The 21,791-nt window shown below is 40.6% G+C and carries 19 protein-coding genes; 9 read left to right on the top strand and 10 right to left on the bottom strand.

All coding sequences use genetic code 11. The annotated features are described in order from the left end of the window. The first annotated feature begins 13 nt into the window (after positions 1-13). Positions 14-358 carry a VOC family protein gene (locus PX700_RS01440; RefSeq protein ID WP_479519643.1) on the top strand — a complete coding sequence of 115 codons (345 nt, stop codon included), beginning with the start codon at positions 14-16 and terminating at the stop codon, positions 356-358. Between the two features lie 48 nt (positions 359-406). Continuing rightward, a complete protein-coding gene (gene rhlP, locus PX700_RS01435; RefSeq protein WP_479519736.1) occupies positions 407-1,201 on the top strand; it encodes a rhombotarget lipoprotein in 795 nt (264 codons plus the stop codon). A gap of 69 nt (positions 1,202-1,270) precedes the next feature. Here rhlP and PX700_RS01430 read toward each other — a convergent pair whose 3' ends face one another. The 3 genes from PX700_RS01430 to PX700_RS01420 all read right to left on the bottom strand — a co-directional run bounded on the left by PX700_RS01430 (position 1,271) and on the right by PX700_RS01420 (position 6,711). After that, a complete protein-coding gene (locus tag PX700_RS01430; RefSeq protein ID WP_479519642.1) occupies positions 1,271-2,161 on the bottom strand; it encodes a dienelactone hydrolase family protein in 891 nt (296 codons plus the stop codon). Between the two features lie 219 nt (positions 2,162-2,380). Further along, positions 2,381-5,530, bottom strand: coding sequence for an efflux RND transporter permease subunit (locus PX700_RS01425; RefSeq protein WP_415636335.1), 3,150 nt, complete (start codon positions 5,528-5,530; stop codon positions 2,381-2,383). A gap of 2 nt (positions 5,531-5,532) precedes the next feature. Further along, on the bottom strand, positions 5,533-6,711 hold the full coding sequence (locus tag PX700_RS01420; protein ID WP_197118857.1) for an efflux RND transporter periplasmic adaptor subunit: 1,179 nt from the start codon (positions 6,709-6,711) through the stop codon (positions 5,533-5,535). A 170-nt stretch (positions 6,712-6,881) separates the two neighbouring features. Here PX700_RS01420 and PX700_RS01415 point away from each other — a divergent pair, with 170 nt between their 5' ends. Beyond that, positions 6,882-7,145: a YkgJ family cysteine cluster protein gene (locus tag PX700_RS01415; RefSeq protein WP_415636334.1), complete on the top strand. Its 264-nt coding sequence runs from the start codon at positions 6,882-6,884 to the stop codon at positions 7,143-7,145. 486 nt (positions 7,146-7,631) lie between these two features. Here PX700_RS01415 and PX700_RS01410 read toward each other — a convergent pair whose 3' ends face one another. Then, entirely contained in the window at positions 7,632-9,506 is a 1,875-nt protein-coding gene (locus PX700_RS01410) for a TonB-dependent receptor plug domain-containing protein (protein ID WP_479519641.1), read from the bottom strand. A 180-nt stretch (positions 9,507-9,686) separates the two neighbouring features. On the opposite strand from PX700_RS01410, the gene PX700_RS01405 reads away from it, so the two are divergent. Both PX700_RS01405 and PX700_RS01400 read left to right on the top strand, forming a co-directional pair. Beyond that, entirely contained in the window at positions 9,687-10,175 is a 489-nt protein-coding gene (locus PX700_RS01405) for a peptide-methionine (S)-S-oxide reductase (protein ID WP_479519640.1), read from the top strand. Between the two features lie 696 nt (positions 10,176-10,871). Next, a complete protein-coding gene (locus PX700_RS01400; protein ID WP_479519639.1) occupies positions 10,872-11,450 on the top strand; it encodes a type 1 glutamine amidotransferase domain-containing protein in 579 nt (192 codons plus the stop codon). 116 nt (positions 11,451-11,566) lie between these two features. On the opposite strand, the gene trpA is transcribed toward PX700_RS01400, so the two are convergent. From trpA to PX700_RS01370, 6 genes are read right to left on the bottom strand one after another with little or no spacing between them, the layout of a single operon-like run. Beyond that, complete coding sequence (gene trpA, locus PX700_RS01395) at positions 11,567-12,388, bottom strand: tryptophan synthase subunit alpha (RefSeq protein ID WP_024590411.1); 822 nt, start codon at positions 12,386-12,388, stop codon at positions 11,567-11,569. Further along, positions 12,385-13,569 carry a tryptophan synthase subunit beta gene (trpB, locus tag PX700_RS01390; RefSeq protein WP_415636330.1) on the bottom strand — a complete coding sequence of 395 codons (1,185 nt, stop codon included), beginning with the start codon at positions 13,567-13,569 and terminating at the stop codon, positions 12,385-12,387. The genes trpA and trpB overlap by 4 nt, the downstream gene beginning before the upstream one ends. 7 nt (positions 13,570-13,576) lie before the next feature. After that, a complete protein-coding gene (gene trpCF / locus PX700_RS01385) occupies positions 13,577-14,941 on the bottom strand; it encodes a bifunctional indole-3-glycerol-phosphate synthase TrpC/phosphoribosylanthranilate isomerase TrpF (RefSeq protein WP_479519638.1) in 1,365 nt (454 codons plus the stop codon). Beyond that, entirely contained in the window at positions 14,934-15,971 is a 1,038-nt protein-coding gene (gene trpD / locus PX700_RS01380; protein ID WP_479519637.1) for an anthranilate phosphoribosyltransferase, read from the bottom strand. Before trpD ends, trpCF begins: the two co-directional genes overlap by 8 nt. A gap of 11 nt (positions 15,972-15,982) precedes the next feature. Beyond that, on the bottom strand, positions 15,983-16,585 hold the full coding sequence (locus tag PX700_RS01375) for an aminodeoxychorismate/anthranilate synthase component II (RefSeq protein WP_479519636.1): 603 nt from the start codon (positions 16,583-16,585) through the stop codon (positions 15,983-15,985). Between the two features lies 1 nt (position 16,586). Next, a complete protein-coding gene (locus PX700_RS01370) occupies positions 16,587-18,155 on the bottom strand; it encodes an anthranilate synthase component 1 (protein ID WP_479519635.1) in 1,569 nt (522 codons plus the stop codon). Positions 18,156-18,619: 464 nt separating this feature from the next. Here PX700_RS01370 and rnm point away from each other — a divergent pair, with 464 nt between their 5' ends. From rnm to PX700_RS01350, 4 genes are all read left to right on the top strand, one after another. Beyond that, on the top strand, positions 18,620-19,474 hold the full coding sequence (gene rnm, locus PX700_RS01365) for an RNase RNM (protein WP_479519634.1): 855 nt from the start codon (positions 18,620-18,622) through the stop codon (positions 19,472-19,474). Next, positions 19,471-20,091: an L-threonylcarbamoyladenylate synthase gene (locus tag PX700_RS01360; protein WP_166421539.1), complete on the top strand. Its 621-nt coding sequence runs from the start codon at positions 19,471-19,473 to the stop codon at positions 20,089-20,091. The genes rnm and PX700_RS01360 overlap by 4 nt, the downstream gene beginning before the upstream one ends. A 6-nt stretch (positions 20,092-20,097) precedes the next feature. Then, positions 20,098-20,934: a segregation and condensation protein A gene (locus PX700_RS01355; RefSeq protein ID WP_479519633.1), complete on the top strand. Its 837-nt coding sequence runs from the start codon at positions 20,098-20,100 to the stop codon at positions 20,932-20,934. A 305-nt stretch (positions 20,935-21,239) separates the two neighbouring features. Further along, a complete protein-coding gene (locus PX700_RS01350) occupies positions 21,240-21,791 on the top strand; it encodes a cytochrome b (protein ID WP_415636323.1) in 552 nt (183 codons plus the stop codon).

Here is a 21,791-nt window from a genome sequence, read left to right as displayed (position 1 = left end):
TTAAGGAGGAGTTATGCAAGTTGATGATATTAGAATTTTCATTCCCTGTAAAAATTATGAGCAATCTCAGCGTTTTTATAAAGCGCTTGGATTTAAGATTGAAGATGCCTCAAATGATTTATGTGTGTGCACCTTTGGCGAATGTACGTTCTTTTTACAGCGTTATTATAATAAAACGTTTGCTGAAAACTTAATGCTGCAACTTTGTGTGTTAAATATAGATGAAGCATATGACCTTATTAGCAATTTAAGCGGTTTCGACATCCGTTTTGAGGGTATAAAACAAGAACCTTGGGGTAGCGCTATTTACTTATGGGGACCATCGGGTGAGCTTTGGCATGTAACTGAATTAAATTAAAAATAAAAAGGAATAAATGTGAGATTTAATAAATATATAATCATTTTGATGGCGGCTTTACTTGCTTCTTGTAGCTCGTTTATGAGTAACAATACAGGCAAAAATACACAATCTAGTAGCTTAATGGACTTCTTATATCCTGATCAACAAAGCCGTGCTACCTATAAACCTGAAATACCCGTTTTAAAACTTCCTGTGACCGTTGGAATTGCATTTGTACCGTCTAAAAACAGGCAACCAGACGGGTTAGAGAGTCAAAACCAAGTCGAATTGCTCGAAAAAGTAAAAAAGTCATTTTTACAATATGATTATATTGACCGCATTGAAGTTATACCAAGCACCTATTTAAAGGGGGGTGAAGGTTTTGCAACACTCGAGCAAGTTGGACGACTTTACGATGTAGATGTAATGGCACTGGTTTCTTATGATCAAGTTACACAATCGTATGAAAATAATGCCGCCTTACTTTATTGGACGATAGTGGGTATGTACGTTATTCCAGGTAATGAAAATACAATTCAAACCTTTGTGGATACGGCTGTTTTTGATATTAAAAGTAGAAAAATGCTGTTTAGAGCACCTGGTATAAGTAAGCTTGAAAAAAGAACAACAGCAATAGGTATTGATGAAACGTTATCTGAAAAGTCGGCAGAAGGGTTCGATCTCGCTGTTACAGATATGACCACTAATTTGGATGCAGAACTAGCAAGCTTTAAAACACGTGTTAAAGAAGAAAAAATTGCAAAAGTCGAAAATAAAGATGGCTCTAGCAGCGGTGGCTCTTTGGGTATTTATTTGCTCGTTTTGTTGTCGTTATTAGTTATGCGTAGCAAAAAAGTTTAAAGTTGATAAAAAATCAAGTATTTTTAATAGTGCCACCTACTTTGAGCTGGTGGCATTATTTTTTATTAGCTAACTTAGCTTTTTATTAAAAAACGCTAAAGTACGCTGCCAAGCAAGTTCTGCTTTTTGCTCATCATAACGCCCAGTAGAGTCGTTATGAAAACCATGATTAGCCCCTTCGTACATGTGCATAGTGTATTCAACGTTATTGGCTTTTAAATCTTGCTCGTACTGTGGCCACGACGCGTTTACACGTTTATCAAGCTCACCTAATTGAATCATTAACGGCGCTTTAATATTTTTACGTAAACTCTCACTTGCAGGAGTGCCGTAAAAAGGCACGCCGGCGCTGAGTAAGTTGCTATCTACTGCGGCTAAGTAATTAACAATGTAGCCACCAAAGCAAAACCCAACAGCGCCTAGCTTACCGTTGCTGTTAGCATGCGATTTTAAAAAGTGTGCAGCGGCTACAAAATCGTTTTGAATTTTAGCGCGATCCATTGTTTTTTGCATGGCACGACCCTCATCGTCGTTACCAGGATAGCCACCTACTGGAAACAACGCATCGGGTGCAAACGCAATAAAGCCTACCTTAGCTAAGCGCCTTGCTACATCTTTTACGTAAGGGTTTAATCCACGGTTTTCGTGTACCACAAGTACAACAGGGAGCTTACCTTCTACGTTTTTAGGGGTTGCTAAGTAACCTTTGCCCTTACCATATCCGTCTGGTGAATCGAATTCTTCGTACGTTGCTGTTATATCGTCATCATTAAACGAGACTTGCTCAGCAAGCGCGTAATTAGGTAATAGCGCTGATGTAAGTACAGCCATCGAAAAGCCAAGCGCAGCTAAACCACCGAGTTTTTTCATAAACGTACGGCGGTCCATTAAACCGTGTGCGTATTCGTCATACCAATCAAAGGCTTCTTGAGGGATGTGATCTGATTGCGAGGTATTCATGGCTGTTCCTTAATTTTATTATGTTTATTTATTATTTAAATACCATAACGTATTAGGGATAAAAAACGAGCAATATTTCTCTCAATTATTAGGACTTTTGATGGAGTCTATGTGCTAAAAAATAAGTAATAGAAGGAAATAGGTGAATATCATTTTTAAGATAAAAATAAAAAGATCGGCGTATTAGGCCGAGCTTTTTTGGTTGGGATATTACTTAATTTAGCTATTAGTAGGCGCAGGTTGGGCATCTACTAGTGGTGGCTTGCCACGCATTTTACGTACTAATCGCTTAGCATCTTCTAGTGCAACATATTGGCACGGTATAAGTATCAGTGTAATTACTGTGGCAAATAACACACCAAAAGCAAGTGATACAGCCATTGGGATAACAATTTTAGCTTGTAAACTCGTTTCAAAAATAATTGGCATTACACCAATAAAGGTAGTAATTGAGGTGAGTAATATCGCTCTAAAGCGACGTGCACCGGCTTGCATTACAGCGTCTTTAGTTGCGACACCTTCAGCACGTGCTTTGTTTACAAAATCAACCATAACGAGGGAGTCATTTACAACCACACCCGCTACAGCAATAATCCCAAACATCGATAAGCTACTCATGGTCATACCTAAAATCATATGCCCAAACATCGCGCCAACTACACCAAACGGAATAACTGACATAATAATGAGTGGCTGCGAGTAAGAACGAAGTGGAATCGCTAACAAGGCAAATATAATCATCATTGATATACCAAAATCACGAAGCTGCTCTGAAGCACTATCCATCTCTTCTTGAATGCGCCCAGCTACATCACTTGTAACGCCAGGGTAGCTTTTAAGTAGTGTTGGTAAGTACTCATCGCGTATTTCTTCTGCAATTGCAAATGGTTCGGCTTGGTCGGTATTTACCGCAGCCCATACATTTACAGTACGTTTAGAGTTTTCGCGGCGAATACGGTTTACACCGTCAACCAATTTAACTTCAGCGATTTCACTTAGCGGAACTTCAGCGCCAGTAGGTGTGATAATACGCACACTTGCTATGTCGCTAATTGAGTTACGTTCGTCTTCTGGGTAGCGGATCATCACTTTAATTTCTTCGCCTTCACGCAATATTCGCTGCGCTTCTAAGCCGTAGTAACTAAAGCTCACTTGCGATGCGACATCAGCAAGCGTTAAACCCATACTATAAGCCAGTGGTTTTAAATCAAGTTGTACTTCGTCGGTAGCGCTTTGCATTGAATCGTTTACGTCGCCAACGCCTTCCATTGTTTGTAATTTAGCTTTTAATTTACCAGCCACTTCTTTTAGCTCGTCAGCATTTTTGCCTTCAAGTTTAAAGCTAACGTCGCCATCATCTCGACCGCCATTCATTATACTGTCTTGAATGGTCATGGTTTTAATACCTGGTAGGGCGGGCATTTGCTCGCGCCATAACGCACTTAGGGCAAAGGTATCGATAGGGCGTAAATCAGGCTCTACCAAAATAGCCATAATATTTGCTTCAGTTCGTCCGCGAAGACTTACCGATAAATCGCGGATCATCGGTTTACCGTATTGCTCTTGTAGTTGCTGATCGACCTTTAACAACACGCTTTCAATTTTACGTGCGGTTTCAAGCGTTGCTTGCTCAGATGAAGCAAGGTTCATTTCTATATCAATACGCGGAAAGTCGTGCGGTATTTTAGGGTTTGGTACAAACTTAACTAAACCACCTGCAAACATACCTGCGCTTACAATAAGCAAACACATAAAGCCAACAATTACGGTATAGCGATAGTGAATACAGCGGCCAACAAAAGGAAGGTAGTAGTTGTTCACAAAGCCTTTTAAGCCACTATCAATCACCATACGTAAGCGATGTAATAGGTTTTTAGGGTTTGGTTTACGCGGGTTCATTGCTGCAATATGGGCAGGTAAAATAAGTTTTGATTCAATGAGTGAAAAAATCAAACATAAAATAATAACGCCACCAATTGCCTTAGAAAAAGCAGCGCCAGGGCCTGTTGCCATTGTTTGTGGTAAAAATGCAGCAATGGTAGTTAGTACACCAAAGGTTGCTGGCATCGCAACACGTTTTACACCGCGTACAACATTATCAAGAGTGTGGCCGTATTTTTCTATTTCGGCGCTTGCTGATTCGCCCACAACTATGGCGTCATCAACAACAATCCCGAGCACAAGTATAAAGGCAAAGAGTGAGGCTAGGTTAATTGTTACATCTAAAAAGCCAATGGGCATAAACAAAAAGGCGCCCAGAAAAGACACCGGTAAACCCATCATTACCCAAAATGCCAAGCGCAGCGGTAAAAATAGTGCCAGCACTATCATTACTAACAAGCCACCCCAAATCATGTTATCGACCATCATATCGAGTCGACCTTCAAGGTAGTAAGTTAAATCAACAATAGGAGAGAGCTTAACGCCTGCAGGTAAAAGTGGCTCTTTAGTTGCCATGTAACTTTTAAGTACTTTTGCTACATCGGTAATATCTTGATCTTTTGATGCATTAACTTCAAACGAGAGTGAATTTTTACCATTATATTTTGAATATTGTAGACCTTCTTCAAAGCCATCGTTAATGGTTGCTACATCGCCTAAATAAATTTGTGCGCCATCAGCAAGGGTAATAAGTGGCAGTTTTTCAAACTCAAAGCCACGATAGGCTTGTTTTTCAACACGCATCGAAATATAACCGTTTTCAGAGCGTATTTGCCCCGCTGACATATTGGCCGAAAAGTTTTGCACAGCGCCTGCAATATCTCTAAATGTTAAGCCGTACTCGCGCAGTTTATCTGGGCTGACTTCTATACCAATTTCGTACTCTAAGCCGCCGTTAAAATTAACAAGGTTAACGTGAGGCAGTGCTTGTAACTCGTCTTTTATATCGTTGCCAAGCTCTTTTAACTGGTAGTTACTCATGTCGCCATAAAGCGCAAGTATCATTACTTCTTGCTCAAATTTATCGCGGCGAACAACAGGGCGCTCCATCCCCGCAGGAAAGGTGTTTATTGAATCAACTTGTACTTTAATTTCATCAAGTACTTCTTGTGGATTGTATTGCTCTTCTATTTCAATCCATGCTTGTGAAAAACCACGGTTAGAGTAAGTAATTAGGCGTTTAATGCCTTCAATACCTTCGAGGTTTTCTTCAACTTTTATGGTTATGCCTTCTTCAACCTCTTGCGGGGCAGCCCCTGGGTAAACCGCTTGTACGCTTATCCAGTTGCTTTCAAACTGTGGGAACATTTGTTTGCGAATGGTCATCGCCATCAAAATACCGCCCACTAATATAAATATCATCAGTAGGTTGGCTGCAACGGGATTTCGGGCAAACCATGCTATTAACCCTGTTTCACGAGTGTTCATGATTATTCCTCTTTCAGCGCAAGTTGAGTTACATCAGTTTTATCAGGCGCAATATCTTCAACTTTTACTGCCATACCTTCAGTTGGATATTCCAGCGCTGAAGTAACAATTTGCTCGCCATTTTTTAACCCTTGACTAGCTATAATCATGCCGTTTTGTTCGCGTATAATATTGAGAGTTTTAAACGACAATGTTAAATCGTCATTTAAAATTACAATTTTATTATCTTTAACTAAATGGTGTGCAACAATAATCGCGTTATCAAGCGGGCGACCTTCAATGGTAGCGTTAATGTACGAACCAAAACGTAGTGGGCGTGTTTTATCGCCGTAAGGTGTTGCAAGTTGTGCTACCAAATAGCTCATGCGGCTTGTTTGATCAACCACACCTTCGGTGCGAATTACTTTGGCTTGCCACATTGTTTGCTTACCCGCGTATTCTGCGTTAAATGTAACGTTTGAACCTACGCCGCCATTTTTTAAATATTGCAGTTCTTGATCGGCAACCGGTAAACGAACCTCTGCAACCGAGGTTGCGCTCAGTGCACCAAAGCTATTACCTGGGTTTACTACTGAACCTAAGCTAATTGTACGCTCATTAATAATGGCATCATAAGGGGCTTTAATATAAGTACGTTCAAGATTGCGGCTAGCACGTTTAACACTTGCTTGAGCAGAGCGGTAACGCGCGAGCTTTTCGGCCAATTGTGGTTTGCGTAAATAAAGCTCTGATGCAATAGCATCGCTTGAGTCAGATTTAATACGTTCCCATTCTGCTTTCGCTACATGCGCTTGTGCGCGTTCTATTTCAAGTGCTGAGCTTGCTTGTGCTAAACCCGCTTGCGCTTCGATAAAGTCAGCCTCGTAATCATTTGCATCAATTCGTGCTAAAATATCGCCTTGCTTTACAAACGCTCCTTCAACAAATTGATCTGACACCAAAATAACTTGCCCACTTACTTGTGCTATTAATTCGGTACGATCTTTTGGTTTTACTATGCCGTACGATTTAACATCGAGCGTTATAGAATCTAAGAGTATGCTTTGGGTCGCAACTAAAGGTCGAATGTCTTGCTCAGGCTTTTCTTCTGGTGGCTTTTTCATGGCCATAAAGGCGAAAGCTAAAGCAATACCGCCTGCTAAAACTGCAATTGGGAGTATTATTTGTTTTGTAGTAGCCACAAGGCATTCCTTCATAATTGGTGGTGACAGAGCAATAATACGCAATAAAGTGTTTACAAGGCGTTTTAAGATGTAACAAAGCATTACATATGTGTATTGCAACTTAGCGTGTGGGCTAATTACGTTCCTAAAAAGGAATAAAAGTAAGTGTTTTTTATACAGAGGATATTATGAAAACCGAATCAATGACTTGCAGATTAGGCTGCGGTGCATGCTGTATTGCGCCAAGTATTAGTTCGCCAATACCAGGGATGCCAAACGGTAAAAAAGCCGGAGAGCGCTGTATTCAGCTGGATGAGCGTAATTTATGCAAGTTATTTGGTGATGAAAGCCGACCTAAAGTATGTAGTGATTTTAGCGCCACGCTTGATGTGTGCGGGTCAACAAATGCACAAGCTTTAGCACTTATTACAGAGCTTGAAGAGCTCACTTAATCTTCATTTTAATACACAGACTTTTACATTTATTTATAACTGAGTAGTTATTTTAAATAATTAAAAGCTTCGCTTTTCGCGTCAGTAAGCTGAAAGCCTACCGGCAAAGTGCAGAAATGCGGTTGTTTTGTAGACGTGAAGCTTGCTTACGTAACAGGCAAAGCCTGTAAATAGGGTTCATAAAGACGGTAAAAGGTAATAAGAGTCTCTGGGCTTCCAGTAATTAAAAGCTGCGCTTTTCACGTGAGCAAGCTCTACGTCTACCGCCAAAGTATAGAGTTGCGTCTATTTTTGTAGACGTGAAGCTTGCTTACGTGACAGGCAAAGCCTGTAAATAGGGTTCATAAAGACGGTAAAAGGTAATAAGAGTCTCTGGGCTTCCAGTAATTAAAAGCTGCGCTTTTTACGTGAGCAAGCTCTACGTCTACCGACAAAGTGTAGAGTTGTGTCTATTTTTGTAGACGTGAAGCTTGCTTGTGTTAATGGTTACCAGCTATACGTTGCACTTAATGTGTATTGCTCACCGCGCCCTGGTGTGCCTGGAATTTCTTCAAACGATTCATCCCATAGGTTATCCGCAGCAAAGGTAATAAATAAGTTTTTTAGTATCGGCGGGGTGATTTTAAGCGTTAGCTGAGTAAATAAAGCGTTATTGTCACCGTTTCTAAGTGCGTTGTCGTGCTGTGTACGCCACTCATTATCGACTCTAAACTCTAAAATATCAGTTGGATTCCAAACCGCGCCAAGTGTAAGGCGGTGATCAGGAAAGTTTAATGCATAAAAACTGGCATCTATATCGGCAGCACCGTAGTTTTCTGATTTGTGCAAATAAGTGTAACTGGCTATTAGTTTTGTGGTATCAAAGTGCTTAGTCGCTAAAAATTCAACCCCTGCAGTATTAATATCTACTGGGTTTGCAAATCGCGCAGAGCTTGAATCAAAATTAAACGTCCAATCGGTTAAGTTATCGTCTTTGCGATAAAAAATAGCCGAGTTTAGCTGCCAGCTTTGCTCTTCCATTAATAAACCTAGCTCTAAGTTTTTAGTGGTTTCGCGCTCAAGGTTATAATTACTTCTAAATAAACCACCTGAATCACTGCCGCCAATGGCGGTATAACCCGCTACTTGGCTCGCCTGCGCGTACGACAAATAAACTGTGCGATCAAAACCTTTACTGTTTTGTGTATTGAGCGTTACATCACCAATAAGTGACAGTTCAGAGTCGTCTCTATTTGTATCGTCAAACGCAGCACCTAAGCGAAATGTAAGTTGTTTATTACCCTCAAGTGCCATTTTATACTCTGGCAATACACTCACTTTATAATAGTTACGCGAGGTAAAATTGTTTTCAAGCGTGGTAGATTCAATTGAGTCGTCAATAAACTGCGCTGAGTAATTTACAGCAAATACATCACTTTGAGCATGGCGACCTGATAGCCCTAACGACTTAACTTCACTTTTATGAAATGCTTCAAATGCACTGGGATTTTCGCGAGAGTAAATATAGTGATCGTTGTGCTTACGATAATAAGCCGACACTTCAAAATTACTATCCTGCGCATAATTTTGCTTATGGTTTAGCATTAATAAGCGGGTTTCTAGGTCTTCTGTTTCGTTAACGCCAAATGGGGTGTATAAATTTGGCCAACCAAAAAACTTATCTTGAGCACCAAAAAATAAATCTGTTTGAGATCGTAAGCCTAATAATTGAACACGACCAGCTGTACGCGTAAAATCGTGATCGCCAAAATCTATTGTTCCATCACTTTGCGAATGAGAATACTCCCCCTCAAAACCAAGCGTGTAGTTATTTAAGCTATTTAAGCTATCTAACTTAGTGCTTTTTGCGCCATGAATGCTTTGTAAATTAAAGTCATTAGTGCCAGTACCAAGCGATACACTGCCACCGGTAATAATTGGCTTCCAACCAAACGATACTGTGCCCACAGAGCTATTCATACCGTAAAGTGCGTTATCAGCACCTGTTAAAATAGCGGGGCCGGTAAGCATTTGCGGTGCAATAGGAATTTCAGCAAAGTAATGACCAGACTGTGGGTCGAGTAGGGTAGCGCTTGCGACTCTAAAGCCGGTATTTTCAAAAATACCGCCACGAATAGTTACATCAGCTTGAGCCTCAGCCATATTGCGCGATTGTAAATCAACACGCGGGTCGTACTCTAAATTAGATATAGGAGAGTCAAATGTACCTACAGGGAGTTTATTTGCAGTGGGCGATGCCTCAACGGTTATTTGTTCGATTGTTGATGATTCTTCAGTTTTGTTAGTTACAGCTTCGCCGTAAGCAAAACTGCTCACGCTGCATAGCAGGGCAGGGAATATAAAGTGGGGGATATGTTTCATGTTGTGTGTCTCATCTTTTTATATGCAGTTACGGTAACAATTAAACGCTAAACACATTTTTAAGGCGTGATAAAATAGCTAAATTGAACAACTGCGATTTTGAGCGCGATTGTACATTAATATCTTAAAAACTGCATTTGATACTCATTCGCAACGTTAACTAATTTGGTAAAATTTATTATGAATATAGAACAACAAGATACTATTTACTTTGCTGGTGGCTGCCTGTGGGGCGTACAAGAGTTTTTAAAGCATTTACCGGGTGTAATTAACACCGAAGCTGGGCGTGCCAATGGCACAAGCACCGATACGCAAGGTGAGTACGATGGTTATGCAGAGTGCGTAAAAGTCATATATGATTCTGAAGTTGTTAGCCTTAATATGCTTTTTGACTATTTTTTTGAAATTATCGACCCATATAGCATTAATAAGCAAGGCGACGATGTAGGCCCCAAATACCGAACTGCCATTTATAGCAAAAGCCAAGATCATTTAAAGGTCGCTAGCAATTACATAAGGCAGCGAAGTGATGCCGATAAGATTGTGGTAGGGGTAGGGCTGCTAACTAACTACGTGCCAAGCGATCCTGAGCATCAAGACCGCTTAACTAATCACCCAGATGACTATTGCCACATACCGCTTGAGTTACTGCATAAGTATAAATCGTAAGTTCGACGCGTCTACAAAAATAAATATTAGGTGAGCATTAGTTGTAGGCGCCCAGCTTGCTCACGCGAGAAGCGTAGCTTCTAATTACTTAATCACCGATCATAAAAACTGCGTTTTTAAACGCCAACAAGTTGTGCGTCTACAAGGAAAAACATAATGCTGAGCATTATTTGTAGGCGCCCAGCTTGCTCACGCGAGAAGCGGAGCTTCTAATTACTTAATCACCGTTCATAAAAACTGCGTTTTTAAACGCCAACAAGTTGTGCGTCTACAAAAATAAACATAATGCTGAGCATGAGTTGTAGGCGCAGAACTTGCTCGGGCGAGAAGTCAGCTTCAGTATTTTAATCATCGAGTACCAAAGCTGTGTTGTATCTGGTCTATGTAGATTATTCATATTGTCTAAATGATTTACATAGCACTGTGGCCCAACTTGAATTAACTCCTTTATTTTCAATGGCTTGTTTTCGGCATGCATTGTGCTCTTTAATCTGTGCATTTCGAATATATTTTTAATAATACCAATCTGCTTATATATGGGACCTATTTAACGTTAAGAAAATCACGCTAGAACTAGGCAAAAATTTTTGTATCTAGTTGTTCTAAATAAAAGATTTTTAACGACGTTATAGTGCGATTTAATTCGTTAAATTGCTCAAAGATTTGTGCAGATTGGTATCAAATAAGGAGATCTCAATGAGTACATTACAAACAAGCACACGTTTACAAGGCAAAAAAATTGCAATTTTAGCCACTGATGGATTTGAGCAAAGTGAGCTTTTATCTCCACGCAGCGCATTACTTGATGCTGGTGCAAACATCGAAATAGTATCAATTAAAGAAGGTCAAATTACGGGCTGGGATGAAGACAAGTGGGGCGATAAAGTAACAGTAGATAAACTGGTCACAAACGCGGATCCTGCTGATTACGACGCGCTTATGCTTCCTGGTGGTTTATTTAACCCAGACAGCTTACGCCAAGATAAAGATGCTAAAGCCTTTATAGATAGCTTTTTTGGCGCAGAAAAAAACAAGCCTGTTGCTGCTATTTGCCATGCGCCGTGGTTGTTAGCTGAAATTAATAAATTGCGCGACCGCACTATTACCTCTTTTCCAAGTATTAAAAGCGATTTAATTAATGCAGGCGCTAATTGGGTTGATCAAGAAGTATGTGTAGATAAAGGCTTAGTAACAAGCCGAAGCCCAGCCGATTTAGAAGCGTTTAATGCTAAATTTATTGAAGAGATTTTAGAGGGTAAACACCAAGCTCACTAATTTTTTAAAAATGTTTGATTTTTAACACGCTTAATTATTTAAAACAGTTTAAAAAACAAAAAGGGCATTTTAAATGCCCTTTTTAATACGTGTAAAACACGACGTTTATAATTAGCTTAAAGCGATGTTGCTGCTTTCATGTCAGCTACAAATGCTTTTAACTGAGCGGTCATTGTAGGTAAATCATTAAGGTTAGCTTCAATAATTTTAACCACAGCAGAGCCTGAAATAGCACCGGCTGCACCCGCATTCAATGCTGCTTTTACATCATCTGGTGTTGAAATACCAAACCCTAAAAGAGCAGGGGCTGCATGGTATTCTTTTAATTTAGTAACAATATTACCCGCTGGCATTTGTGCTTTAGTATCGGTACCGGTAACACCTGCGCGCGATAGTAAATACGTGTAACCACGACCATAAGAGGCACATTGACGAAGAGTGTCGTCATCCGCATTTGGTGTTGCTATAAATATTGGGTCTACACCGTTATCCATAGCTGACTTTCTAAACATTTTAGATTCATGCAGTGGCACATCAGCTACTAAAATAGAATCTACGCCTACTGCTTTTGCATCTTTGTAAAATGCTTCAATACCGCGTTTAAACACAAGGTTTGAATACAGTAATAAACCAATTGGAATGTCGGCATTATACTCACGGATTTCTTTAATAATATCAAAGCAATCTTGCGTATTAATGTGCACATCAAGTGCGCGAATATTCGCTTTTTGAATTACAGGACCATCAGCAATCGGATCTGAGAAAGGAATGCCAAGTTCAAGTGCATCAGCGCCGCCGTCAATTAGGCTTTTAATAATAGCAATGCTTTGCTCTTTACCTGGGTCGCCAATCGTTACAAATGGTACAAACGCACCTTGTTTTTGCTCGTTAAGTGCTGCAAACATTTTACCGTAACGATCCGTTTTTACTTGGCTCATAGCTGACCTCTTTCAGTTAGTACATTGTGAACGTGTGCTAAATCTTTATCGCCACGACCACTTAAATTAATCACTATAACGCTATCCTCAGTTTGCTCTTCCGCATACTTAAGGGCATACGCCAACGCATGGCTTGATTCGAGTGCCGGAATAATCCCTTCATTTTTAGCAAGCGATTGGAATGCATCAAGCGCTTCGGTATCTGTAATACCCACGTATTGCGCGCGACCAGTTTCGTGTAAAAATGCATGCTGAGGACCAACAGCAGGGTAATCAAGACCCGCTGATACAGAGTAAGACTCTTCTATTTGGCCGTCGTCATTTTGCATAATGTACGTATAAGTACCGTGCAATATGCCTTTTGTGCCTTTACAAATTGTTGCACCGTGCTCATTTGTATCAAGGCCTTTACCTGCAGGTTCAACACCAATTAATTTAACGCTTGGCTCGTCAATAAAGTCTGTAAACATACCAATTGCGTTTGAACCACCACCCACACAGGCAATAACAGCGTCAGGTAAACGACCTTCTGCTTTAAGTACTTGTTGCTTAGCTTCTTCACCAATAATTTTTTGATACTCGCGTACAATTGTTGGAAATGGGTGAGGACCCGCAGCTGTACCTAGTAGGTAATGTGCGTCTTGGTAGTTTGCTGACCAGTCACGCAGTGCTTCGTTTACGGCATCTTTTAATGTGCCAGAGCCCGCTGTTACCGGAATAACTTCTGCGCCCATTAGCTTCATTCTAAATACGTTAGGTTGCTGGCGTTCAACGTCTTTTGCGCCCATATAAATACGACACTTCAAACCCAGTAATGCACATGCGAGCGCGGTTGCAACGCCGTGTTGGCCTGCACCTGTTTCAGCAATCACTTGTTTTTTACCCATACGCTTAGTAAGTAGCGCCTGACCAAGTACTTGGTTGGTTTTATGTGCGCCACCATGTAGTAAATCTTCGCGCTTTAGATACAGTTTTACTTTTGGATTTTTAACTAAATTACGCGTTAACGTAAGCGGTGTAGGGCGACCCGCATACTCGTTTAATAATTTACTTAGCTCAGCCTGAAACTCAGGATCTTTTTGTGCTTTGTTAAATTCGTTTTCTAACTGCTTAAGCGCAGGGACAAGTAACTCGGGTACAAACATACCGCCAAACTCGCCAAAATAAGCTGGATTTTGCATTTTAACCTCAATAATTTCTGATGCTTGTAAAAGCATTATGTAATTTGTTAGGGCACTTTTTACCCGCAGATTCTTCAACGCCTGAGTTTAAGTCAAGGCCTAAGGCACCTTGAAAAAGCGCATCTTTAATATTGTCTGGATTTAAGCCTCCAGCGAGCATAAATGGTGTAGTTGCGCCGCTAAGCACCGACCAATCAAATGCTTTACCAGTACCGCCAGCTTGTGTATCACTGTGCGTATCGTAAAGGTGTCGATCAACCCCATTTATAGGCGTTGGCAATGCATCTTTTATTGCTTGGGCTTTCCAAATTTCGCAATTAGTTGGTAACTGTGTACGCAAGTTAGCAATGTAATCGTCACTTTCTTGGCCATGTAATTGAACTGCCGCTAATTTTAGCACACTTGCGTATTGAGCAACTTGCTCAATGGGGGCATCTACAAATACACCAACAAAGTTAAGTGGTGCGCTTTGGCTCAGCTCTCTTGCACAATCTAAATCGACATAGCGAGGCGATTTAGGATGAAAAATTAAACCACCATAAACAGCACCGTTTTGATATGCCGCTTGTGCATCTTGGCTACGTGTTAAACCACATACTTTATTGTCGCCTAAAATAACACGGCGACATGCTTGCTCTAAATCACGCTCGCCCATAAGTGAGCTGCCAATTAAAAAGCCATCGCATAGAGGAGCTAAACGTTTTACGTCTTGATAGGTGTAAATACCCGATTCCGAAATAACCACTTTATCAGCCGGAATAAGCTTTCGTAGTTTTTCAGTAGTGGCTAAGTCGGTGCTTAAATCGCGTAAATCGCGGTTATTAATACCAATAATTTGTGCATCAAGCGCAAGTGCGCGGTGTACTTCTTCTTCATTACTTACTTCGGTTAACACCGACATATTAAGTGAATCGGCAACAGCATGCAGTGCTTTATAGCTTTCGTCATCGAGTACCGAAAGCATCAGTAATATAGCGTCACCACCATAAATACGTGCCATATACACTTGGTACTCGTCTATAAAAAAGTCTTTACAGATAAGCGGTTGTTCTACTTGGCTGCGCACAAATTCGAGGTAGTCAAAGCTGCCTTGAAAATATTTAGCATCAGTTAACACGCTCATGCAGGTGGCGTATTTTTTATAAACCGAGGTGATTTCGGTTAAATCAAATGGATCACGAATAAGCCCTTTTGATGGAGATGCTTTTTTACATTCTAAAATAAACTGCGTACCTGGCGCTGCAAGTGCTTTATAAAAGCTGCGGCTAGTCGGCACAGCAAGATGCTTAAAGCTTTCAAGAGGGCGAGCAGTTTTACGCTCAATGAGTTCTAACTTTTTATCAGCAACAATTTTGTCTAATACGTTAGCCATTACTTACCTCAATAATTGCATTTAATGTGTTCATGGCCTTGCCTGAACTTAATAATGTGTTTACTCGTTGCGCACCTTCTTTTAACGTTTCTGCTTTACCTGTTAGGTATAACAATGCAGCTACGTTAACCACAATGGCGGCATTGTGAGCTTCAGTGCCTTTACCCTGTAAAATAGCGAGGCTAGCATTTGCGTTGTATTGTGGGCCTTCACCAGCGAGTTGTTCAAGTGAATAGTTTGCAAGGTCAAAGTCGCTAGGGTTTAGTGTGTACTGCGTAATCTCGCCATTATTTAGCTCAACTACCGTTGTTGGGCCGTGTAGGGCTATTTCGTCAGTGCCCGAGCCGTGAACAATCATAGCGCGCTTTGTGCCAAGGGTTTTAAGTGTTTGTGCCATTGGCATACACAACGCTTCGTTATAGACGCCGAGTAATTGCACTTCAGGTGCAGCCGGGTTAGCAAGCGGACCTAAAATATTGAAAATAGTGCGTGTTTTAAGCGATGTTCGTACGCCCATCGCATGGCGTACGCCACTGTGATAGTGCGGTGCAAACAAAAAGGTAAAATTGGTTTGCTCAAGACATTTTGCTGCTTGCTCTGGGCTCATATCTATATTAATGCCCAGGGCTTTGAGTAAATCGGCTGAGCCTGAATTACTGGATACACTGCGATTACCATGTTTTACCATGTTAATACCGGCAGCAGCGGCAACAATTGCAGCCGTTGTACTTATATTAATTGTGTTTGAACCATCGCCACCAGTGCCACAGCTATCGGCAAGTTGCGTACTGCTGGTAGTAAAAGCAATGGCGTTTTCGCGCATTGAGGCTGCAGCGCCTGCAATCTCGTCGCTTACTTCGCCTTTAATTTTAAGGCTTATAAGTAGGGCGGTTAGTTCAATTTCACTCATGTTGCCTTGCATTATTTCATCAAACAGCGCTTTGGCGTCTGCGTAGCTTAATGATTGCCCAGTAATTAGTTGCTCAATCGCGTGTTGAACATTTATGGGTTGTTCTGGTTGTGTACTCATAATGTCCTCTTTTATTTAGCGCGTGTTAGGTAAGCGACACTTTGCTGAAGTAGCATTGCGCCGTTTGGTGTTAGTATTGATTCTGGATGAAACTGGTAACCTAACGCGTTGTCATCATGATGATAAATAGCCATAGGGATATCTACGTACTGGGCAATAACCTCAATATTATCAGGCACTTTTGTTGCCATTAATGAATGATAACGTGCTACAGGCATTGTATTGCCCATACCATCAAATACAGGATGTTCGCCTAAATTAATAATTGAAGACTTACCATGTACGGTTTCACCGGCGTGACCGATTACTCCACCATAGCTTTGTGTTAACGCTTGTTGGCCTAAACAAATGCCTAACATTGGGAAGTGACCTTTAGAGAGCTCAATAAGCTCCATTAAACAGCCTGCATCGCTTGGTGTGCCAGGGCCTGGCGAAAGTACTAATAGTACTTGGCCTTGCTCTTGGCGCATTTTGTTAAAAATAACCTCAGCGCTAATATTATTTCTGTAAACAACGAGTTCGCAGCCAAGCATCGTGAGCTCATCAACTAAGTTGTAGGTAAATGAGTCGAAGTTATCTAAAAAATAGATTTTAATAGGGTTCGCTTTGCTCATTTTATACCGCCTTATACGTAGATTTTATGGCGGTAATAACCGCTTGTGCTTTAGCGCGAGTTTCGTTTGCTTCAGAAATAGGATCTGAATCAAACACTACACCTGCGCCGGCTTGTACATAAGCGATGTTATTTTTAACAAAAGCTGAGCGAATAACAATACAGCTATCCATTGCGCCATCACCGGTTAAGTAACCTACTGCGCCGCCATAGCTGCCACGGCGCTTGCCTTCTGTTTGACGAACAAGCTCAGCAGCACGAACCTTTGGTGCGCCAACAAGCGTGCCCATGTTCATACAGGCTTGGTAAGCATGCAGTGCATCAAGCTCGGGTTTTAGTGTGCCAACAACGCGTGACACTAAATGCATTACTTGCGAATAGCGGTCTACTTTTAATAGCTCTTTTGCAAAACGAGTACCTGCAACACTAATACGGGCTACGTCGTTACGGGCTAAATCAACCAGCATTAAATGTTCAGCGCGTTCTTTTTGATCGTTTCTAAGTTCAAGCTCAATACGGCTGTCTAGATCTGGATTTATTTGCCCATTAGCAAATTTGCCACGCGGACGTGTACCGGCTATTGGGTATACCTCTACTTGCTGAGATTGCACTGTGTATTTAAGTGCTGATTCAGGCGATGCGCCAAATAATGCAAAGTCTTCATCGCGCATATAAAACATATACGGGCTTGGATTTTGTTTTTTAAGCTGGCTATACGCATGTAAAGCGTCAGGGCAAGGCAAAGAGAAGGTACGCGACGGCACTACCTGAAAAATATCGCCATCTACAATGTTCTTTTTAAGCTTTACTACTTGCTCGCAGTACGTTTCGTCGCTTATATCAACGCTTACGTCACACTCGCCGCTTTGCATGTCGGCACTAAATTCAGCAGCGTTATCACATAGTGTATTTAATCGCTCTAATTCTTTACCTACTTCAAAGCAATTTGCGTGTACGTCTGGCCCGTTAAATACATTGCCAATAAGTTCAGTTGTTTGTTTTTGATGATCAATAACCACTAAGGTTTCGGCTAAATAAAATACGTAATCAGGGCAGGTGTTTTCGCCGTCTGGCACGTCACTTAACTGCTCAAAATTCGCTACCATATCGTAGGCAAATACACCGCCTAAAAATAACGAAAATGGATTGTTAGTTGTGCTTTTAATACTGTTAATACAAGTACGAAGGGCGCTAAATGCATTATCTGCAACTAGTTTACTTGCTTCGTCAGTATCGCCGCTAGTGTCTAAATAACAAAGGGTAAGTGTTGCGCCGTCTAAAGTGGCATCACAGCTTTTAACATTTGCCTGCAAGTAGCTTAGAAGCTGTTGCCCATTATTAGATTGAGCAGTAATAGTAACTGTTTTACCTTGGCATACAATGCGCAGGGCACAGTCGACTAAAATTAAACTTTTTACACTGTCTTTAGAATCAATCTCAGCCGATTCAAGCAGTAGTGAGTTAGGCTTATCAAGTGCCGCGTATAATGCAAGAGGGCTACTAATATAGTCGCGTACTTGCGTAATACTTGTTACTTCGCCTGGTGTGGTAGTTATATGACTAAAAATCAAACCTCATTCCCTCAAAAAATTAAACCCCGCAATGCTTTTGCAATGCGGGGTTTGAATAACGATATCTAAATTACAAACAGATCATTACCGTCCCGCTATATCAGGCGCCACCACCAACGATGTGTAAGAGTAAGACCGTTATTCATGTTTTTCTGCCTCAAAATTTATTAAATATTTTTAACGTATACGTTTCGTAAAATTTAGTTATAAAAAAACCCGCATAGTTGCGGGTTTTGAATTTTTGTTAGACACGACAATTCATCACCCGATAATTACGAGTGCCACCACCAAATAGTGTTTAAGTTTGAATTGATCATTATTGTTAATTCTTAATGTGTCTAAAAGTGGCTACAGTAAAACGTATCTTATGCTTTTGTGTCAAGTGTTTATTTAAAACAATTTAGTCAAAAAAGTTGTTATACTTACATAAACACCACTAACCCTTAATTTTAAGCAGTTTTCTTTTGATAAAATATGATTTACATAGCCATACCACACATTCAGACGGGCGTTTAACGGTTGAAGAATTATTGCATCGTGCTGTTGATAAAAATATTGATGTGTTTGCTATTACCGATCATGACACTGTGGCGGCAATTAAGCCTGCGCAGCAATTTATTGAAGCTGAAAACTTACCGCTATCATTAATAACGGGTACAGAAGTGTCCACCAAATGGGAAAGCTTCGAAATTCATATTGTAGGTTTAAATATTGATATTAATAATATTGACCTCACCTCTTTATTATCGGCTCAGCAGCAAAAGCGAGAAGAGCGTGCACTAGAAATTGGTGTTCGCCTTGCAAAAAATGGTTTTGATGGCATATACGAGCAAGCTAAAGAGCTGGCAAAAGACGCGCAAATTACACGTGCACATTTTGCACGCGCATTAATAGAGCGGGGCGTTGCCAAAAATTTTCCAGGTGTATTTAAAAAGTACTTAGGGCGTGGCAAAACAGGCTACGTACCAAGCTGCTGGTGCACTATGCAAACTGCCATTGAGGCTATTCATGCCGCTGGTGGTGTTGCGGTACTTGCGCACCCAAGTAGCTATCAAATGTCAAACAAGTGGCTACGTAAGTTATTAGTAGAATTTAAAAGTGTAGGGGGGGACGCAATGGAAGTTGCACAACCTCAACAGGCGCCAAGCGAACGTCAATTTTTAGGTGAACTCAGCCGTGAGTACGAACTACTATGCTCGCAAGGGTCTGATTTTCATTTTCCGACAAGCTATTTAGAGCTTGGCAAAAACTTATACCTACCTAAAGACTGCCAAGGTGTTTGGCAAGCTTGGGAAGGACAAGAAGGGGCATTATTATGAGTCAATTATTTCACATTCATCCAGATAACCCGCAACCAAGACTGATCAGTCAAGCTGTTGATATTATTAAGCAGGGCGGCGTTGTTGTTTACCCAACCGACTCGGGCTATGCGATTGGCTGTAACATTGGTAATAAGCAAGCCAAAGAGCGCATAGAGCGCATTCGCGGTATTGAAAAAAATGATAATTTTACGCTAGTTTGTCGTGACTTATCGGAGCTTGCTACTTATGCACGTGTAGATAACCAGCTATTTAGACTTATTAAAAATAATACGCCAGGGCCTTATACCTTTATTTTTAAAGGCACAAAAGAAGTTCCTAAACGTTTATTAAACGACAAGAAAAAAACGATTGGTATGCGTGTAATTGAGCATCCAATAGCGTGCGCGTTACTTGCTGAACTTGGCGAGCCGCTCATGTCATGTTCGTTAATTTTACCGGGTCAGCAATTTACAGAATCAGATCCTGATGAAATATTAGAGCGATTAGACAAACACGTTGATTTAATTATTCACGGTGGCTATTTAGCCGAGCAAGCAACCACAGTAATTGATCTATCAGAAGATGAAATTAAAATTTTACGTGTTGGCTGTGGTGATACAAGCCCGTTTGAGTAATAAGTAGTGAGCGAAAGCACTGCAGATACAAAAAATAGTGAAAAGCCAGTGCAGCAAAAGCTGCCACTGGCTTTTTTGCATGGTAAAGCAGTTGTAGACAAACCTGAAGATTTATATATTCCGCCTGATGCGCTCGAAATAATATTAGAAACGTTTGAAGGTCCACTCGATTTACTGCTGTATTTAATTAAAAAGCATAAGCTTGATGTGCTCGAGCTTTCTATTTTTAGTATTACAGAGCAGTACGTAAGTTACGTTGAAATGATGACCGAGTTTCAACTCGAACTTGCGGGTGAATATTTAGTAATGGCTGCGTTACTTGCGCAAATTAAGTCGCGCTTATTATTGCCAGTACATGAAGAGCTTGAAGAGGAAGAAGATCCTCGTGCTGAGCTTATTAAACGCCTGCAAGAATATGAGCTATTTAAAAAGGCCGCCGAAAACCTCGACGATATCCCTCGTGTTGGTCGTGATATTTTTATAGCGCATGCCGCTATGCCAATAAGTGAAGACATAAGTCAAAACCTCCCCGAACTTGAACTTAAAGACTTAATGCTGGCGCTGAGTGATGTAATGGCGCGCGCAAAAACGTTTGAGCATCATCAAATTACTGCAGAAGTACTCTCGACCCGAGAGCGTATGAGTCAAATATTACAGCAATTATCGCAAGCAAACTCTGCTGTGGTATTTAATGCGCTTTTTACGCAAAATGAAGGGCGAAGTGGTGTAGTCGTGAGTTTTATCGCTATGCTTGAACTTATTAAAGAAGGGCTTGTAACCTGTTTGCAAGTAAGCTCTGAGAGCTTAATTTATGTCAGCTTGAGCGAACAATCCACCTTATAAACTTATCTGTTTAATCTCATACCAACCTGCATGAATATTTGAGCAATTTAACGAATTAAATTACACTATTACGTCGTTAAAAATTTTTTATTTAGGACAACTAGATACAAAAATTTCTGCCTAGTTCTAGCGTAATTTTCTTAACGTTAAATAGACCCCATATACAAGCAGATTGGTATTATTTGCAAAACTGACTTTAAATATCAAAGTTCTGTGCGTATACGCACGTAAAGTGTTTGTAAATGTTATTTTCATTTACCTCTTTGCACTATATTGTAACGTCATTGCATTATAGGACGTTACACATGTTTAAAAATACACCTTCATCTTACGGACTTGTCGCCATTATTTTACATTGGCTCATGGCGCTGACTATTTTTGGCCTGTTTGGTTTAGGTTTATATATGGTTGAGCTTACTTATTACGATAGCTGGTATAAAGGCTCGCTCGATTTACATAAAAGCATTGGTATTACGCTTGTGGCCGTATTTTTATTTAGAATTTTATGGCGTGCCTTATCAACACAACCTAAACCATTAGGTGAAAGTAAAGGCATGAACCAATTAGCACATACTGCGCATATTGCTATGTATATTATTTTGGCCATTATTGTTGTTGCAGGGTATTTAATATCAACCGCAGACGGACGTCCAATAGAAGTGTTTACTTTATTTAACGTATCAGCGCTTGATTTTGCTTTTGATGACCAAGCCGATATTGCAGGAAAAGTACATTATTATGGCGCGTGCACATTAATCGGGTTTGCAGTATTGCATGCACTAGGGGCGTTAAAACATCACTTTATCGATAAAGATAAAACCTTAATTAGAATGATCAAACCATTAAAGGATGATTAA

Source organism: Pseudoalteromonas sp. TP27 (genome assembly GCF_056470645.1).
The sequence above is the reverse complement of the archived record's forward strand: the minus strand, read 5'-3'. Positions and strand labels throughout refer to the sequence as shown.

Bases quoted from the DNA above. Each gene is read 5' to 3' on its own strand.
- PX700_RS01440 (WP_479519643.1), top strand. From the start codon at position 14: ATGCAAGTTGATGATATTAGAATTTTCATTCCCTGTAAAAATTATGAG.
- rhlP (WP_479519736.1), top strand. From the start codon at position 407: ATGGCGGCTTTACTTGCTTCTTGTAGCTCGTTTATGAGTAACAATACA.
- PX700_RS01430 (WP_479519642.1), bottom strand. From the start codon at position 2,161: ATGAATACCTCGCAATCAGATCACATCCCTCAAGAAGCCTTTGATTGG.
- PX700_RS01425 (WP_415636335.1), bottom strand. From the start codon at position 5,530: ATGAACACTCGTGAAACAGGGTTAATAGCATGGTTTGCCCGAAATCCC.
- PX700_RS01415 (WP_415636334.1), top strand. From the start codon at position 6,882: ATGAAAACCGAATCAATGACTTGCAGATTAGGCTGCGGTGCATGCTGT.
- PX700_RS01410 (WP_479519641.1), bottom strand. From the start codon at position 9,506: ATGAAACATATCCCCCACTTTATATTCCCTGCCCTGCTATGCAGCGTG.
- PX700_RS01405 (WP_479519640.1), top strand. From the start codon at position 9,687: ATGAATATAGAACAACAAGATACTATTTACTTTGCTGGTGGCTGCCTG.
- PX700_RS01400 (WP_479519639.1), top strand. From the start codon at position 10,872: ATGAGTACATTACAAACAAGCACACGTTTACAAGGCAAAAAAATTGCA.
- trpA (WP_024590411.1), bottom strand. From the start codon at position 12,388: ATGAGCCAAGTAAAAACGGATCGTTACGGTAAAATGTTTGCAGCACTT.
- trpB (WP_415636330.1), bottom strand. From the start codon at position 13,569: ATGCAAAATCCAGCTTATTTTGGCGAGTTTGGCGGTATGTTTGTACCC.
- trpCF (WP_479519638.1), bottom strand. From the start codon at position 14,941: ATGGCTAACGTATTAGACAAAATTGTTGCTGATAAAAAGTTAGAACTC.
- trpD (WP_479519637.1), bottom strand. From the start codon at position 15,971: ATGAGTACACAACCAGAACAACCCATAAATGTTCAACACGCGATTGAG.
- PX700_RS01375 (WP_479519636.1), bottom strand. From the start codon at position 16,585: ATGAGCAAAGCGAACCCTATTAAAATCTATTTTTTAGATAACTTCGAC.
- PX700_RS01360 (WP_166421539.1), top strand. From the start codon at position 19,471: ATGAGTCAATTATTTCACATTCATCCAGATAACCCGCAACCAAGACTG.
- PX700_RS01350 (WP_415636323.1), top strand. From the start codon at position 21,240: ATGTTTAAAAATACACCTTCATCTTACGGACTTGTCGCCATTATTTTA.